This window comes from Pseudoxanthomonas sp. UTMC 1351, assembly GCF_040948865.1.
Lineage (GTDB): Bacteria > Pseudomonadota > Gammaproteobacteria > Xanthomonadales > Xanthomonadaceae > Pseudoxanthomonas_A.
The window spans coordinates 192,427-207,055 of sequence record NZ_JAVGJT010000001.1 but is presented as its reverse complement, the minus strand read 5'-3'; the positions used below and the strand labels follow the sequence as shown (position 1 = coordinate 207,055).

Below are 14,629 nucleotides of genomic sequence, written 5' to 3'. Positions count from 1 at the left end.
CCCCTTCACCAACTAGCCACATCACACCAAGCGATCTAGAGGCCATGGAGACAATATCGCCGTGGTCGCGATTCTGGAGGAGTGGCGTATTGCATTCTTGCTCGACCGCAATCTCCGGCAACTACGACGGCGCGATTCGCACGTTTTGGAACGCTCAGTTTGACGCGCTGCAGAATGGGGAACGCGTTGTCGACATAGGCACAGGAAATGGCGCTCTGCCACTGTTAGCCAAGGATTCCGCGGCTCGCCGCGGTATATTTCTGGATATCCACGGCGTGGATATCGCCGACATCGATCCACCAGCGACGGTAAAAGGCGGAGAGAAAACGTACGAAGGAGTAAAATTCCACCCAAAAACGTCATCCGCTCATCTGCCGTTTCCGGACGGATCGGTGACGCTGGTATGTTCGCAGTTCGCGTTCGAGTACACCCCGCGCCAAGCGACCATATCGGAGATCTTGCGAGTTATAGGTCGAGATGGGCGCGCAGCGTTCGTAGTTCATAGTGACCGGTCTATTATTGCCACGATCTCCGAGCAACAGCTCGCAGGCTGCTGCTATCTACTACAGGGCGACATTTTTGCGAACGCCCACGCAATGATAGGAGTACTTTCGAAAGCCCCCAACCCAGCACTCCGCTCCGCTCTGGCTAACGATCCCCATGCCGAATCGGCACGTACAGCTTTCAATACTTCTGCAGCTGCGCTAATGGAAATGATGGCAGCCAATGAAAATGCCGCGATACTGCGAAAAACAGCGGATCAAATACGTAACGCCCTGTCCGCCGCTGGGCATCAAAAATCAATCGCACTGAGTATTCTTGATTCAGCACAGGCTGCAGTCAATGACGAGAAACTCCGTTTGCAGCAGCTGCGGAGAGCTCTTGTCAATCCTGATGAGCTTGCCGCTATCGCGAGTTTCTTTCGATCAGCCGGATACACCGTCACGTCATCTTCGCTTGAGCAACGTCCGGGTATAGAAATGGGCTGGACACTGGTAGTAGGCAATGGATGATGCAGAGCAGGCACGAAGCTTCCACCAGCGAGGAGATTTTGTCGCTGCGGCTCGTCATTACTTAATTGCCATAGATGCAGCGCCAGACGATCTTCAGATTCGTCATGACTACGCTGTACTGCTTATGCAGTGCCGGCGAGAGGCTGATGCTTTGCCAATGCTCGAGTCGATCCTGACTGCATCACCATCACGTCCCAACACAACTACGGTTCTGGCATTGTGTCTCCGCGCAATGAGGGACATTGATAGAGGACTGAAAATTTCCTACCGTGCGACCAAGTTGAGCCCCGGAAACCCTTTAACGTGGCTGGCCAGAGGAAGTCTGGAAATGGCATGCGGCGACGCCGCCGCCGCGGAGACGTCTCTGCGTCGATGTCTCTCAATGGCACCGGCCTTTGGGGAAGCATGGCACTACCTGGGAGAATCACTGCAGGCCCAGGGGCGTTGGCGCGAAGCGGCACAGGCCTACCGCAACGCCATGATTGAGCAACCTTCCGATGTCATGAATGTCGCAATCTGTGCCGAACTTTCCGGTCAGATGGATATTGCACGTCAAGGTTACGAACGCATGCACCATTTGCACCCAGAAAGAGGTGACTGCCTCATGCGATTGGCGCAGATCGAAGCCATGATGTGTGATTTCGAAGCCGAGCAAACCACTTCCCGGAAGCTAGAATCCAAGCTGGCTGACGCCAGCCTGCTAGCGCATGATGATATCGCAGAGGTATTTCCGTTATCTTTCCTGCCCTTATCCGACGCGTCGAAGCGTGTTGCGCTGGAGCGGTATGCGCGTCGAGTCACCGATCATGTCAGATCATTTTCATCGCCCGGTCAAGCAGCACCCAGGCAAGGCATCCCCTTACGACTTGGTTACTTGTCGCCCGACTTCGGCAATCATGCGGTAGGAAGCTTGCTACGCGGCCTGTTCAAAGCGCACGATAGAGATCGATTTCAAGTCTTCGGATACTCGCTACGTGCTTACAAGGATGAAATCGCCCTGCATATCCACGAAGAATTCGATGTTTACCGGAACTGTCAGTCGATACGTAGCGACCAGTTGGCAAAGATCATCCACAACGACGGCATCGACGCTCTGATCGATCTCGGCGGCTATACCCAAGGCTCTCGGCCCGAGGTCCTGGCGTTACGCCCGGCCCCCCTTCAACTTGGCTGGCTTGGATTCATTCACGGACAGCAAGCACCTTGGCTGGACGGCGTCATCCTCGACGAGCAACTCCTCCCCAAAGGCTTCCAATGGCCATATTCAGATAGAGTCGTATACGCATCAGGGTTCTCGCTTCCAGCAGCACCGATGGCGTCGGGTACCAGGGATCGAGCCAGGTTTGGTTTGCCGGAACATGTACCGGTGCTTGCCAGTTTTAACAACAGCTATAAGTTCAACGAAGAACTCTTAACTGCATGGATAGAGATTCTCGGCCGCGCACCACAAGCCCATCTTCTGGTGTACTTACCCCAGCATGCTCGCGAAGGTTTCCAACGCAACTGGAGCCGTTTGGGTGGCAGTTCCGCACGCTTACATTTTGCCGAGAAGCTCCCCGCAGGCGAACACGCTGACAGGATGGCCAGTTGTGATCTGTTCCTGGACGCCTTTCGGTATCAAGCCGGCGCTACCGCGATCGCAGCGGCGGCGGCAAACCTACCAGTACTCAGCCGTGTAGGTGAGACCCCGTTGGCGCGCCTTAGCGTAAGCCTGAACCGCTTCCTCGGCCTGGAGGATCTGGTCTGCGCCGATACCGCCGCATATATTGAACGCGCGGCATTTCTCGCCAATTCTCCAGAGAGCTTAGAATCGTTACGTAAGGAGATGCGCTGCGCCGTTCAGCGTACGGGCTTGTTCGATCAACGGCGATCAGCCTCCGCTATCGAGGACATCGTAATCCGCCATCTCGATCGAAAGAATTGACGCGTCCTTGCCAGACCAATTTCATTTGTAATCTTACATGTAGAAGCTATGCCCATTGCTACTGACAAGCTGGAACCAGCACGCGAGGCGCTAAGGGCCGGACAAATGGAACGGGCACTGGCGTTGTTGGGCCCCATGCTTACGGCAGCTCCCAAAGACGCTGAATTGTATTATCTGCGGGGCATGGCTTACTCGAACTCAGGACGCCTCCGCGAGGCGCTGACCGATTTCGATGCCGCACTCATGCTTTCTCCTGGGGCACCACCTGTTTTGTTCAATCGTGCCCTGACGTTCTACCGCATGGAACGCTTAGAAGAGGCGTTGGCCGATTTTGAGCTATTGGTTAAAGTCGATCCAAATTCCGTCGAGGCTCTTGCAAACGCGGGAATCATTCATCTTCGGCGTGAAAGTTATTCTCAAGCCGTCAATCATCTCCAACGGGCTCTTGCATTGGCCCCCCGGCAACCACAGCTCATGCGCAGCCTCGCCAATGCATTTCGCGGCGAAGGCAAAGTGGACCAAGCATTACGACTGCATCTTGACGTAGAAGCCGCCATTCCGGACGACGCTGCCGCACTGACCGATCACGCGCTTACACTCCTAACGTCGAATCAAGTGGAGGTAGCTCAGTCTTATTACCTGAAGACACTGCGCTTGCATCCAGGGGATCAAACGGCGCTTGCTGGCTTGTACATGACAGCCAATGAGCTAGGGCAAACAGAATTGATCGATACACTGATGGATTATCACAGACTGTTGGCGTGCAGTATCTGCGGGCCGGAAGAGATGCTCGACTTAAACAGCCTTCGAGCTTCCATTCTCAGCCATGAGCATTTGACTTGGGAGCCAATTGGCCGCTCTACCCGCCGGGGTCAGCAAAGCGCGATGCTGGACATCTCGAGCAGAGCGCCGTTTAGCCATTTCGGACAAATATTGCGCAGCTTCATCGCTCGAAGATTCGAGGATCTCGAAGTTGCATTCTCTTCGCAAGCACACCCATGGCTAGTCGTGCGCCCTAGCCATTGGCGGCTGCAAGTTTGGGCTACCGTTCTTCACGAGGGAGGCCGGCAAAGTCCCCACATCCATCCCGCGGGCTGGATGAGTGGCGTTTTTTATGTGGATGTAGGTGATGCAGTCGGCGAAGACAGCGGAGCACTTGTCTTTGGCCATCCCCCTCATAACCTCCCTCTTTCTGCGGATGCTCGCGAATGGACGCATCGCCCACAAAACGGGCAATTTATTACCTTTCCATCCTATTTTTTTCACCACACTCTGCCATATGCTGGCAAACGGCCGCGAATCAGCCTGGCTTTTGACGTGATACCGACGACGTCTCCCCACTTTCAGTAGCGTTCGGATCTAGAGTCCGGGTTTGATGGTATCTGCGTTGGTCGCCAGCGGTTGTGCATAGACGGAGGGGATTAGTCCTCCAAATGCTCTTTTCGGTCGTTCCTCGTTGTATTCGCGGCGCCAGCTTTCGATGGGATGCGGGCAGTAGCAGATCGGGAGATCACCGGGAGTTGGACCACAAATCGTCGCGCTACTCAAAAGTGGGGGAACATCCGTTAGGGCGCTCCATTCATGGACTCAAGGAGAGAGTCGTTGGAAGAGATCACACGGACCTATTCAGAATTGTCAATGAAGTTTCATTTACTTAAATTTTGCAGGGTTCCGCTGAGGACTTAACGACACTTTAATTCTTCTGCGAGCGCGTCTATGATCGGGCCACCCCCGTTTTTGTGGCTGTTCTTTGGCAGCCAACGGGTTCCTCAGCGCTTAACCAGACTCATTTGGAGAGAGAGAATGAACTGCAAAGCCACCAAGTTATGCGAGGCCATTGGCTTCGCTCTTACCATAGGCATGATCAGTATCGCGGGTACGGCCACCGTAGCCGCGCAGGAAACCAGCGACGAAGCAACGACCCTGGACACTATTGAGGTTACCGGTTCGCGCATTAAACGAGCTGACTTGGAAACCTCCAGCCCGGTATTCACGATTGAACGCCAGACTATCGAGAATTCCGGTGCTGCAACCGTAGGCGAATTCCTGCAGCGCAGCCCTGCCATCTCGGGCGCTGCTACCAACCCACAGGTGAACAACGGCGGCGGCGCGGGCGCGGCCACCGTGGACTTGCGCGGCCTAGGCGTGAACCGCACGCTGGTCCTAGTGGATGGCAAGCGCTGGATCGGTACTGTTTCCAACGCCAATGGTGCTGTCGACATCAACTCGATCCCGATGGGATTGATCGAACGTGTTGAAATCCTGAAGGACGGCGCTTCGGCAATTTACGGGTCGGATGCCATCGGCGGCGTAGTCAACTTCATCCTCCGCAAGAATTTTGACGGATTGGAAGCCAGCGCGTTCTATGGTGTGTCCTCGCGTGGTGACGCCGATACAGAACGCTACGACGCGATCTTTGGTATGACCGGCGAGCGCGGCAATCTGATGCTGGGTGCCAGCTACGACAAGGAAGATTCCGTTAGCGCTGCTGATCGCAGTTATTCCAGCCAGCCCTACCAACTGTATGCTGGTGAGCATGGCATTGGCGGTACCAGCCGCATACTGACCGGCCGTTATGTCGTGCCGCGCTCCGCCGCTACGGGTGTGGACCTCACCGATCCTAATTGTGGAGCCGGCGCCAACGTGGTGCTGACCCGCATCGAAGGTACCCCCGGCTCTTCACAATCGAACTTCCGCTGCTTCAATCCTTCGACTGATGTCTATAACTTCCAGGCCGACGGCAACCTCAATCTGACACCACAAGAGCGCACCGCACTGTTCTTGAGCGGCAACTACCAGATATCGGACAACGTCGAGGCGTTCCTGCTCGGTTCGTGGTTGCGCACTGATTCCTCGTTCTTTATTGCGCCACTACCGTTCGATGGCCGTGCCGCGGTTGACAATGTGCCGATCAGCGCGGACAGCATCTACAACCCGTTCGGTGTGGACATCACCGACGCCCGTCTCCGCCTGCGTGACTTCATCCCAACGCGCACCACTCGTTTCGAAACCGAAACGTACCAGATCACAGCCGGTCTTCGCGGTGCATTCGGTGACAGTAGCTGGACGTGGGACGCATCGTATGGATACGGCCGCACACCCCAATCCTCAACCGTCCGTGGTTACCTGTACAGCCCCGCGTTAACGCAGGCACTGGGTCCGTCCATGATCGACCCGGCAACGGGCAATCCGATCTGTGTCGGCACCCCCGGAGATCCAACGACTGCAATACCCGGATGTCTGCCTGTCAACTTTATGGGTCCCGCACCAGACCCGAATACGCCAGGGGGTCAGGCGCAGCTGGCAGCACTGGATCTGATCAATCCGACTATCCACAACACGAACGAGAACGTGCTGAAAGTCTTCAGCGCGAACGTCACCGGCGATTTGTTCGAACTTCCGGCCGGCATGGCGTCGCTGGCCGTCGGCGTGGAAAGACGAGAGGAATCGGCTAGTTCTTCCAGTGACTTCCTGACCATCATCGCGCCTGGCGAAACCGTCTGTAAGATCACTCAGGAAGCCTGCACCTTCGGTGACATCAACGGCTCGTTCGACGTCAACGAAATCTATGCCGAGGCGCTGATCCCAGTGCTCTCCGACATGCCGTTCGCCGAGAAGTTGAACATATCGCTAGGCACTCGCTATTCGGACTATTCCAACTTCGGTGGCACCACCAACTCCAAAATCGGTATTGAATGGAAGCCTATCTCCGACCTGTTGATACGCGCCACCTATGCCGATGTTTTCCGCGCTCCGACCATTGGCGATCTGTTTGCGCCTACCGTCCCCAGCGCAAACACCTACACCGATCCTTGCAATGGTTACGTCGGTCAAACCACAGCCGACCCACGTGCTTGTGCCGGTGTACCCACCGATGGCTCCTTCCGCCAGAGCAACAACCAGGTCACTTCTTTCCAAGTTGCCAACCCCAATTTGGAAGCTGAGCAAGGCGACGTGCTGACATACGGCTTCGTCTACAGCCCGAGTTACCTGGAAGGCTTCAGCGTGACGGTCGACTATTGGCGGGTGAAGCTGGATGACTTCATCACCAACTTGCCTGAGAACGTAATGCTGAACCAATGTTTCAACTTCGGCCGGTTCTGCGATACCTTCATCCGTGACGACAGTGGCGATGTCGCGCAGATGACCAACGTCATCGGCAACTTCGGTACGATGAAGACCAGTGGCGTCGACATTGGCTTCCGCTACCTATTTCCGGAAAGCTCGTGGGGCAAGTTCCGCTGGAACCTGGACAGCACCTATCTCGCTGAGTACGACGTGCGGTTGCTGGCCAACGACCCAAGCAGTGACGTAGGTGCCTTCCCAGGCATTCCACAGAGCACAGGGCTGGCGGGAACCTTCGTCGACTCGACCTCATCCGGCTTCGGCAACTTGGCCCGCTGGCGTGCGCTTAACGACATCAGCTGGACACTCGGCAACGTTAGCGCAAGCTTGACTACCCGCTATGTGCACCACGTCTATGAGTCGCCAGACGTGGCCGATGTAAGCGAACCGGGCTATGTAGCCAAACGCCGTGTACCGTCGTTCACTCAAACCGACTTCCAAATCGGCTATCGGTTCGAAGGTCTGAACAACAGTTCGATTCAGATCGGCGTGCGGAACCTCACCGACCGTCAGCCGCCTTTGGTCTATTCTGGCTTCAATGCCTCCACCGACATGCGGACCTACGATGCCATCGGCCGGTTCTACTGGATGCGCTGGACAGCCCGTTTCTGATGGGTTGGTGAAGCAGGCGGCCGCTGCGGCAGATGCCGCAGCGGTTATGCCCAGCGACACGCTTCGGCATTTTGTCCGCTGCTACGACAACAATCTGCCGGCGGACCTGTGCCGCCGGCTGATTGATTCTTTTAATACGCTGGCACGCTTCCAGGTACGCAATGGCCGCGGCGTGCGACCGGGGTTGGAGAACAGTGCCTGGACCGAACTGGACGTCAGCCGGCTGTCCGACAACGCGTTCCTGGCTTTTTTCCGAGCGCAGATCAGTGGGCAACTGAAACGCTACAACCAGGATGTGGGTCTACCAATTCCTATACCCGACAGCCCGCTATTGAGTCCGCTGATCCTTAAACGCTACAGCGCGGGCAGCGATGAGAAGTTCCAGACCCATTTCGATGCGATAAACGAAGTTTGCGACCGGTACCTGGTGTTCCTCTGGTATCTTAATGACGTGGAAGATGGCGGCGAAACTCGGTTCCCCGGACTGGACATGGGCGTGTCGCCGCGTATCGGGCGATTGCTGATGTTTCCGCCATATTGGATGTACGCACACCAGGGCCTGCCTTCTCCGAGCCAGGACAAATACATCTTGTCCACCTATCTGCGCTTTCCGCAGCATCACTCCAAGCTGTAGCCGTAGCGCGCCACCCAGGGACGCAGCAGGTCGAGCGTATTTTGGCCGAAATGACGGCGGTAGCGTTGCCAGCGGCCGACGGCCGACGAGTTGACGGGCTGGATCACCTGCGAATAACTGGGCGTATTGATCCGTCGATCACGGCGGGCCGCCTGTACGCTGAAGTCATCCTGCGCAGCTGTCCGCGCAAGTGACAAAAAGGCCATCATGCAGTCCAACTGACCGTGGAAATCCATCACCAAGTCCTCATAGCGCAGCACATGGACCGGCATGCGCATTTTCGATATCTGCGATTCCCAATGCTCCATTACCGCCGCATATGCCTCGGCAGTTGTTTCAAGGGATCGAAAAACAAGCGCCCCGCCATTCATTCCAAATGCCTGCATATGGCAACTGAGTACGCAATCACAGGGATGGCGTAACAGCAGCAGCCAATCGCTTCTGGGAAATAGCCGGGCCACGTAAGGCACTCGCGTTAGATAGAGTGGATACTTGTCCACCAATCTTCCATGCGGCACCACATGTCGCTTCGCTTCCCGCCAGTAGGTGCGCCTGGCAGTCTGGAGCATTACTGGATCGAGGCCGTCCAATGCATCAGCCAGACTCTGGCCGTGCCAGCCTGGCAACCGCTGGAGCCCAGCAATCACGGCCTCCAGTGCTGGTCGTTCGTCTAATACATCCAAAGCCGGGTGCGCAGCGAGTACGCGCTCAAGCAAAGTGGTACCAGAGCGCGGGAATCCCACCAGGAAAACTGGATCCTGTGCAGCGCCATCCTCAATGGGCGACTGCCAAGTCGCAGGCGCGTCCTGATCGATCCGCTCGTTTAGCCATCCTAGAACATCACGGCGCGATACATGTGGGAAGCGCTGTCCAAACGCCACTTCCGCCTGCTCGTGTGCAACAGCCAGCGCCGCCATGCAAGCCTCAGGCTGGTTCGTACCTTCATGGCACTTGGCTAACTCAAAGTGGAGTTGCGCCATCATGGCGCCAGGCGACGCGAGCGTGCGGGCCTGCTCCAGCACCATGGCGGCACCTGCAGGGTCCCCCGATCTCCGTCGCAGCCTTCCCAGCGCCAATGCCTTCATTGCGTCCATAGGCGCCTGTGCGACCGATCCGTGGCGCAACAGTGCGTCGGTCTGGTCAAGGCGATTCAGCCGCTCAAGCAACAATGCCAACTTGATCCGTGACTCCACATCCTCAGAATCCTCCGCAAGCAGTCGCTGGTACGCGGCCACCGCCCGCTCGTCGATGCCTGCCTGTGCCAGCAACCATGCATGCACGCGCCGCTGCTCCCGTGTCAGCACCTCATCTTCCAACGATCCGACAAGCCCTTCTATGCGGTCGAAGTATTCCAGTTCGGCCAGACACTGCGCGTATGCCAGACGCACATCCACGGCATCGGGTTCCAGCGCATGGGCGTCTGCAAGCAATTTCCGCGCCTGCTCGAACTTCGCGCAGGCGAGCAGCGCCAAGCCATGCCCAAGCAAGCGAACCACCCCTTCTGCGCCCTTTGAGCGGGCCTTTTCGAATGCCTCGACGGCGGCGTGCGGGTCCCCTGCTTCAAGACAGGCATTGCCAAGATTGAGCAGATGTGCCGGCTCGTGGGGCTGTACACGGGCAAGCCTTGCGAATATCTCCCGCGCCTCCTGTGGACGCGCCTGTGCCGCAAGGCTAAAGGCAAGCAGGTTCAGCCACTGCGCTTCGATCTGCGCATTCTGCACACTCACTAGCGTTTCGCGCGCCAGCGTTTCAACTTGATCGTATCGCCCCTCGTGAAACAGCGCCTCTACTATTCCGATTTCCATGCCCTCACTCCCGGTGTCCCGCATGGGCATCCTTCATCCTTACCGAGCCGTGCTCTACCGCCCGGCAGTCCATCGAGCACTGCTCTACCCGGTGCGCGGACTATGCCGCTATCCGCATCACCAGGCCGGATAATACGGCAGCGGTCGGCAGAGATGCTTACTCCATTCTCACCACTTCATTCCTTGAGATCGATATACGCTGAGGTCGTCGTCACCGTCGGGTTCGGAAAATGGGCAGACATCAGGTCAGGTCGCTGCCGGTCAATACCGTCTTGATTTTCCTTTGGCGCCATGAGCGGTAGCAATGCCGGCATCGCCATTGACAGTGCTTGCGCTCAATTTCGCGGCGTTCGCCCCGGACGGTAGCCGGGGCTGCCAAAAGCGGTATCGGCACCAATATCGGGTAACGTCATTCCAGCCTGATCTCCGCACTACCCGAAAACGCCTGCAGGCCGATGTCGCCTGATCCGTCGCCGTAGCGGGTGGAGAAGCTGGAACCAGGGCCTTGGCGTTTTTCCACCGTCACGCCAGTGGCCTTCAAATCGCCGCTGAAACTCTCGCCGCGCGCCTGGGCCGATACGTCCTTGGGCAGACGCAGCAGCAGGTCGCCACTGACGGATTCCAGCTTGATCTCGCCTTTGGGCGCCAACGCGGTACGAACATTCACGTCACCACTAACGGTATTCGCCTTTAACTCGCGGATACGTTCGCCGACGACGTCGATTTCGATATTGCCGGAGACGGTTTCCGCGTCGATATCGCCGTTCAAGCGGCCGCGCAGCACCATATCGCCGCTGACGGATTGCACGTCGACATCGCCACTATTGAGGGTGAGAGCCAGGTCGCCGCTGACCGCGTCGATGCTGGCTTTTGCGGGCGCAGCCGCGACCATCACGTCTCCGCTGACCGCATTGATCGACAGCACCGACGAGGCAACGCCGGTGACGTGGACATTAGCGGAAACAGATTCTATTTTCAGGTCGGCACGGCGGGGCACGTTCAACAGCATCTCGGTGGGGCCCGACTTGTCTCGGTTGCCCCAACCGCCCTTTGGATAGCGCACTTCCACGACCAAATGCTGGCGGTTGCCTTCGATAACCAGTTTTTCCACGCCTTCGCCCAGCGTGCCGGATATCTTCACTTCATCGCGATCCCAGGCGCGTACTTCGATCCGGCCTTTTACGTTGCCGATATCGATGCGGCCGCGCGCGTCCAACGGGCGGGTCTCGTCGATCGGTGTCTGAGCGAACGCTGCCGCTGCCAGCAACAGTAGCGGGAGACTCAATGAGCGGAAGAAGATGTGGGACATGGAAACTCCTCAAGTCATGGCGGCGCGTTGGCTCAATGCCAAGCGTCTTGCATAGGTGCGACGCAGCTGATCCAACAGGAAGCGTGCGTTGGGATCGGTGTCGATGGCAGTGCGGATCTGAGCCGCGCTGCGGTCCAGCGCATCCAGCGCCGCCGCCAATTCGGGAGGCGCTTCCGTACTGCTGAACTGGATCAGCGCTCCTTGGTATTCACGGGTAAGAGCCGTAGCTTCGCGCTGAAATAGCGATGCCTCGGGTTCTGGAGGTGCCTGGTGCTGCCAAACCAGTCCGACTGCGAGCAGCACCGAGGCAGCCACGGCCCACGGCGCCAGCCGCCGGACATGGAGCGGCCGCGTAGGCTCCGACACCTGTGGCGTCACCGCGATGCGTTCGGCGATGCCAGGCCATAAATCGCGTTGGGGCGGGTTGTCCTGACGCAGGCCCCGCAATCGCCAGCGCAGGGAATCGTCTTGTGTGCTCATGCTTCTACTCCTAACCGGCCGCGCAACAGATGGCGCGCGCGGTGTAACTGGGCTTTTGAACTACCGACCGCCATGCCCAACTCGGCGGCGATCTCTTCATGCTTCCAACCTTCCACGTCATAAAGCACCAGCACGGCGCGGGCGCGCGGCGGCAGCGTGGCGACCGCCCGCTCCAAATCCATGGAAAGCGCTGTGCCCTGGCCCGCGGAATCCAGCATGCCCAGATCCTCCAGCGCGTCTTCATCGTCGTCGAAACGCGGCTGCGCACGGCGACTGCGAAGCTCCATCAGAGCGGTGTTAACGGCCAGCCGGTGCAGCCAAGTGGAGAAGGCGCTCTCGAACCGGAACTTGGGCAGCGCCTGCCAGGCGCGCACGAAGGCTTCCTGGGTCAGATCCTCGGCACGCACGCCTTGTCCGCCGACCAGCCGCATGATCACGCCGTGCACGCGGCCGGCATAGCGGCGGTACAAGGCTTCGAAGGCCTGCATGTCACCGCCCGCCGCTGAACGCACCAGCACGGCATCGGTTTCGGCGGCCACCTCGTCGGTGGTCGTAGCGGTCATGAAGTCGCTCACGGCTGAGTTCAGCATAACGACTTGGATGCGGTTGGGCGCACCTGGGTTTAAAGCGCTGCGGAGGCGGAGGTTTTTCTTCTCCCTCCGGGAGAAGAGCCTGCCCCCGCGAAGGCGGGGTGGCGCGCAGCGACGGATGAGGGCATCAAGTATCCGTTTGTCGCGGCGTTGGCTAGCGAGTCACTGCCCTTCCCTCATCCGCCCCCGTATCAAGGTACGGGGCAGGCTCTCCCGGCACCTTCTCCCGGAGGGAGAGGAGCTGAGATTCGACACTAATCAGGTTTACCGGAGAGCTTTTCAGCCCCCCAGCAAGGCCGCGATACGCTGCTGCTCATCCTTCAGCGCTTGCGGAGTACGCTCGCCGAACTCGCTGAGAAACCCGCCAATGCTGGCGACTTCCGCCTGCCACCCTGCCCGATCAAAATCGAAGAGCTTGGCTTGCGCCTCTGCGGACAAAGTGACGCCGTCCAGATTCAGACTGTTGCTGCCGGGCAGATAGCCGATAGGGGTTTCCAGCGCTTCGGCCTGGCCGGTCACTCGGCCCACCATCCACTCCAGCACGCGCAGATTGTCGCCAAAGCCCGGCCATAGGAACTTGCCATCCTCGCCCTTGCGGAACCAATTGACGTGGAAGATCTTCGGCAGCCGCGCGCCAGGCTGGTCGAAAGACAGCCAATGCGCAAAATAGTCGGCGAAGTTGTAGCCACAGAAAGGCTTCATCGCCATCGGATCGCGACGCATCACCCCGACCGCACCGGTGGCTGCCGCCGTGGTCTCCGAGCCCATGGCCGCACCGACCAACACGCCATGCGTCCAGTCGCGTGCTTCGAAAACCAGCGGCACCAGCGATGCGCGACGACCGCCGAACACGATGGCGGAAATCGGCACGCCTTGCGCATCTTCGGCGCGCGACGAATAGCTGGGACATTGCTTGGCTGACACGGTGAAGCGGGAATTGGGATGCGCGGCCGGGCCATTGGCGGGATCGTACGGGCGGCCCTGCCAGTCGGTGGCGGGCGTTCGGGAGTCCAAGCCTTCCCACCACGGCTGCTGATCGTCGGTCAGAGCGACATTGGTGAAGATGGCATCGTGCGCCAATGTCGCCAACGCATTGGGATTGGAGCTTTCCGAAGTGCCCGGCGCCACGCCGAAGAAACCGGCTTCCGGATTGATGGCGTACAACCGCCCGTCGCTGCCCGGACGCATCCAGCAGATGTCGTCGCCGATGGTCCATATCTTCCAGCCGTCCTGGCGATAGCCTTCCGGTGGAATCAGCATGGCGAGGTTGGTCTTGCCGCACGCGGACGGGAACGCCGCGGCGATGTAGTGAGTGTCGCCCTGCGGATTCTCGATGCCCAGGATCAGCATGTGCTCGGCCAACCAGCCCTCGCGGCGCGCCTGATACGACGCGATGCGCAACGCGTGACACTTCTTGCCGAGCAACGCATTGCCACCGTAGCCGGAGCCGTAGCTCTTGATCGCCAGCTCTTCGGGAAAATGCATGATGAAGCGGCGGTCTGGATCGAGCTCCCCGATGGAGTGCAGCCCTTTGACGAACGCGCCGCCCGACCGGCCTTCCCGCTCTATACGTGCAAGCGCTTCGCTCCCCATGCGCGTCATGATGCGCATGTTGGCGACAACGTAAGGCGAGTCGGTGATTTCGATGCCGCAGCGCGCCAGTGGCGAACCGATCGGCCCCATGCAGTAAGGCACCACATAAAGCGTACGGCCACGCATGCACCCCGCGAACAAGGCGTCCATCTTGGCGTGCGCCTCGGCGGGCGCCATCCAATGATTGTTGGGGCCGGCGTCTTCCTGCTGCGGCGTGCAGACGAAGGTCAGGTGCTCTACGCGCGCAACGTCGTTGGGGCTAGAGCGGTGCAGCCAGCTATTGGGATTGGTTTGCGGGTTGAGCGGCAGCAGAGTGCCGTCAGATTGCATCAGCGCCAGCAAGGCGGCGTATTCGGCATCGCTGCCGTCGCACCAGTGAACATGATCGGGCTGAGTGAGGGCGGCGACTTCATCAACCCAGGCATTGAGTGTCTCCAATTCGCTGCCGGGGGAATCCTTCGTCCTGAAATGGTCGACCGCTGCGTTCATGCCTTGCCCTCAATAAGTCAGACCAAAATGATACCAATGTCCTGGGTCAACATGC

At 58.6% G+C, this 14,629-nt stretch carries 10 protein-coding genes and 1 pseudogene; 5 read left to right on the top strand and 6 right to left on the bottom strand.

The genetic code is table 11. From position 1 onward, the window contains the following. Positions 1 to 89: 89 nt before the first annotated feature. The 3 genes from AB6O04_RS00880 to AB6O04_RS00870 are packed head-to-tail and all read left to right on the top strand — an operon-like array spanning position 90 to position 4,287. Positions 90 to 1,013 carry a class I SAM-dependent methyltransferase gene (locus tag AB6O04_RS00880; RefSeq protein ID WP_368561723.1) on the top strand — a complete coding sequence of 308 codons (924 nt, stop codon included), beginning with the start codon at positions 90 to 92 and terminating at the stop codon, positions 1,011 to 1,013. Continuing rightward, complete coding sequence (locus AB6O04_RS00875; protein ID WP_368561722.1) at positions 1,006 to 2,937, top strand: tetratricopeptide repeat protein; 1,932 nt, start codon at positions 1,006 to 1,008, stop codon at positions 2,935 to 2,937. The genes AB6O04_RS00880 and AB6O04_RS00875 overlap by 8 nt, the downstream gene beginning before the upstream one ends. 48 nt (positions 2,938 to 2,985) lie before the next feature. After that, the gene (locus AB6O04_RS00870; RefSeq protein ID WP_368561721.1) at positions 2,986 to 4,287 is read left to right on the top strand and encodes a tetratricopeptide repeat protein; all 1,302 of its coding nucleotides are present in this window, start codon (positions 2,986 to 2,988) and stop codon (positions 4,285 to 4,287) included. Between the two features lie 9 nt (positions 4,288 to 4,296). Here AB6O04_RS00870 and AB6O04_RS00865 read toward each other — a convergent pair. Continuing rightward, positions 4,297 to 4,419: pseudogene (locus AB6O04_RS00865) on the bottom strand (IS3 family transposase); the annotation flags it as partial. 321 nt (positions 4,420 to 4,740) lie between these two features. Between AB6O04_RS00865 and AB6O04_RS00860 the strand changes: the two are divergent. Together AB6O04_RS00860 and AB6O04_RS00855 are read left to right on the top strand one after the other, a co-directional pair. Next, positions 4,741 to 7,674 carry a TonB-dependent receptor gene (locus tag AB6O04_RS00860; protein ID WP_368561720.1) on the top strand — a complete coding sequence of 978 codons (2,934 nt, stop codon included), beginning with the start codon at positions 4,741 to 4,743 and terminating at the stop codon, positions 7,672 to 7,674. 46 nt (positions 7,675 to 7,720) lie between these two features. Next, entirely contained in the window at positions 7,721 to 8,308 is a 588-nt protein-coding gene (locus AB6O04_RS00855) for a 2OG-Fe(II) oxygenase (RefSeq protein ID WP_368561719.1), read from the top strand. On the opposite strand, the gene AB6O04_RS00850 is transcribed toward AB6O04_RS00855, so the two are convergent. From AB6O04_RS00850 to AB6O04_RS00830, 5 genes are all read right to left on the bottom strand, one after another. After that, on the bottom strand, positions 8,293 to 10,113 hold the full coding sequence (locus tag AB6O04_RS00850; protein ID WP_368561718.1) for a sulfotransferase: 1,821 nt from the start codon (positions 10,111 to 10,113) through the stop codon (positions 8,293 to 8,295). The two genes, AB6O04_RS00855 and AB6O04_RS00850, sit on opposite strands and share 16 nt — an antisense overlap. A gap of 409 nt (positions 10,114 to 10,522) precedes the next feature. Continuing rightward, positions 10,523 to 11,422 (bottom strand): DUF4097 domain-containing protein, encoded by a 900-nt coding sequence (locus AB6O04_RS00845; protein WP_368561717.1) that lies wholly within the window; start codon positions 11,420 to 11,422, stop codon positions 10,523 to 10,525. A gap of 9 nt (positions 11,423 to 11,431) precedes the next feature. Beyond that, positions 11,432 to 11,902 carry a hypothetical protein gene (locus tag AB6O04_RS00840; RefSeq protein ID WP_368561716.1) on the bottom strand — a complete coding sequence of 157 codons (471 nt, stop codon included), beginning with the start codon at positions 11,900 to 11,902 and terminating at the stop codon, positions 11,432 to 11,434. Further along, complete coding sequence (locus tag AB6O04_RS00835) at positions 11,899 to 12,465, bottom strand: RNA polymerase sigma factor (protein WP_368561715.1); 567 nt, start codon at positions 12,463 to 12,465, stop codon at positions 11,899 to 11,901. The genes AB6O04_RS00840 and AB6O04_RS00835 overlap by 4 nt, the downstream gene beginning before the upstream one ends. A 306-nt stretch (positions 12,466 to 12,771) precedes the next feature. Further along, positions 12,772 to 14,574 carry a phosphoenolpyruvate carboxykinase (GTP) gene (locus AB6O04_RS00830; protein WP_368561714.1) on the bottom strand — a complete coding sequence of 601 codons (1,803 nt, stop codon included), beginning with the start codon at positions 14,572 to 14,574 and terminating at the stop codon, positions 12,772 to 12,774. Between the last annotated feature and the right edge of the window lie 55 nt (positions 14,575 to 14,629).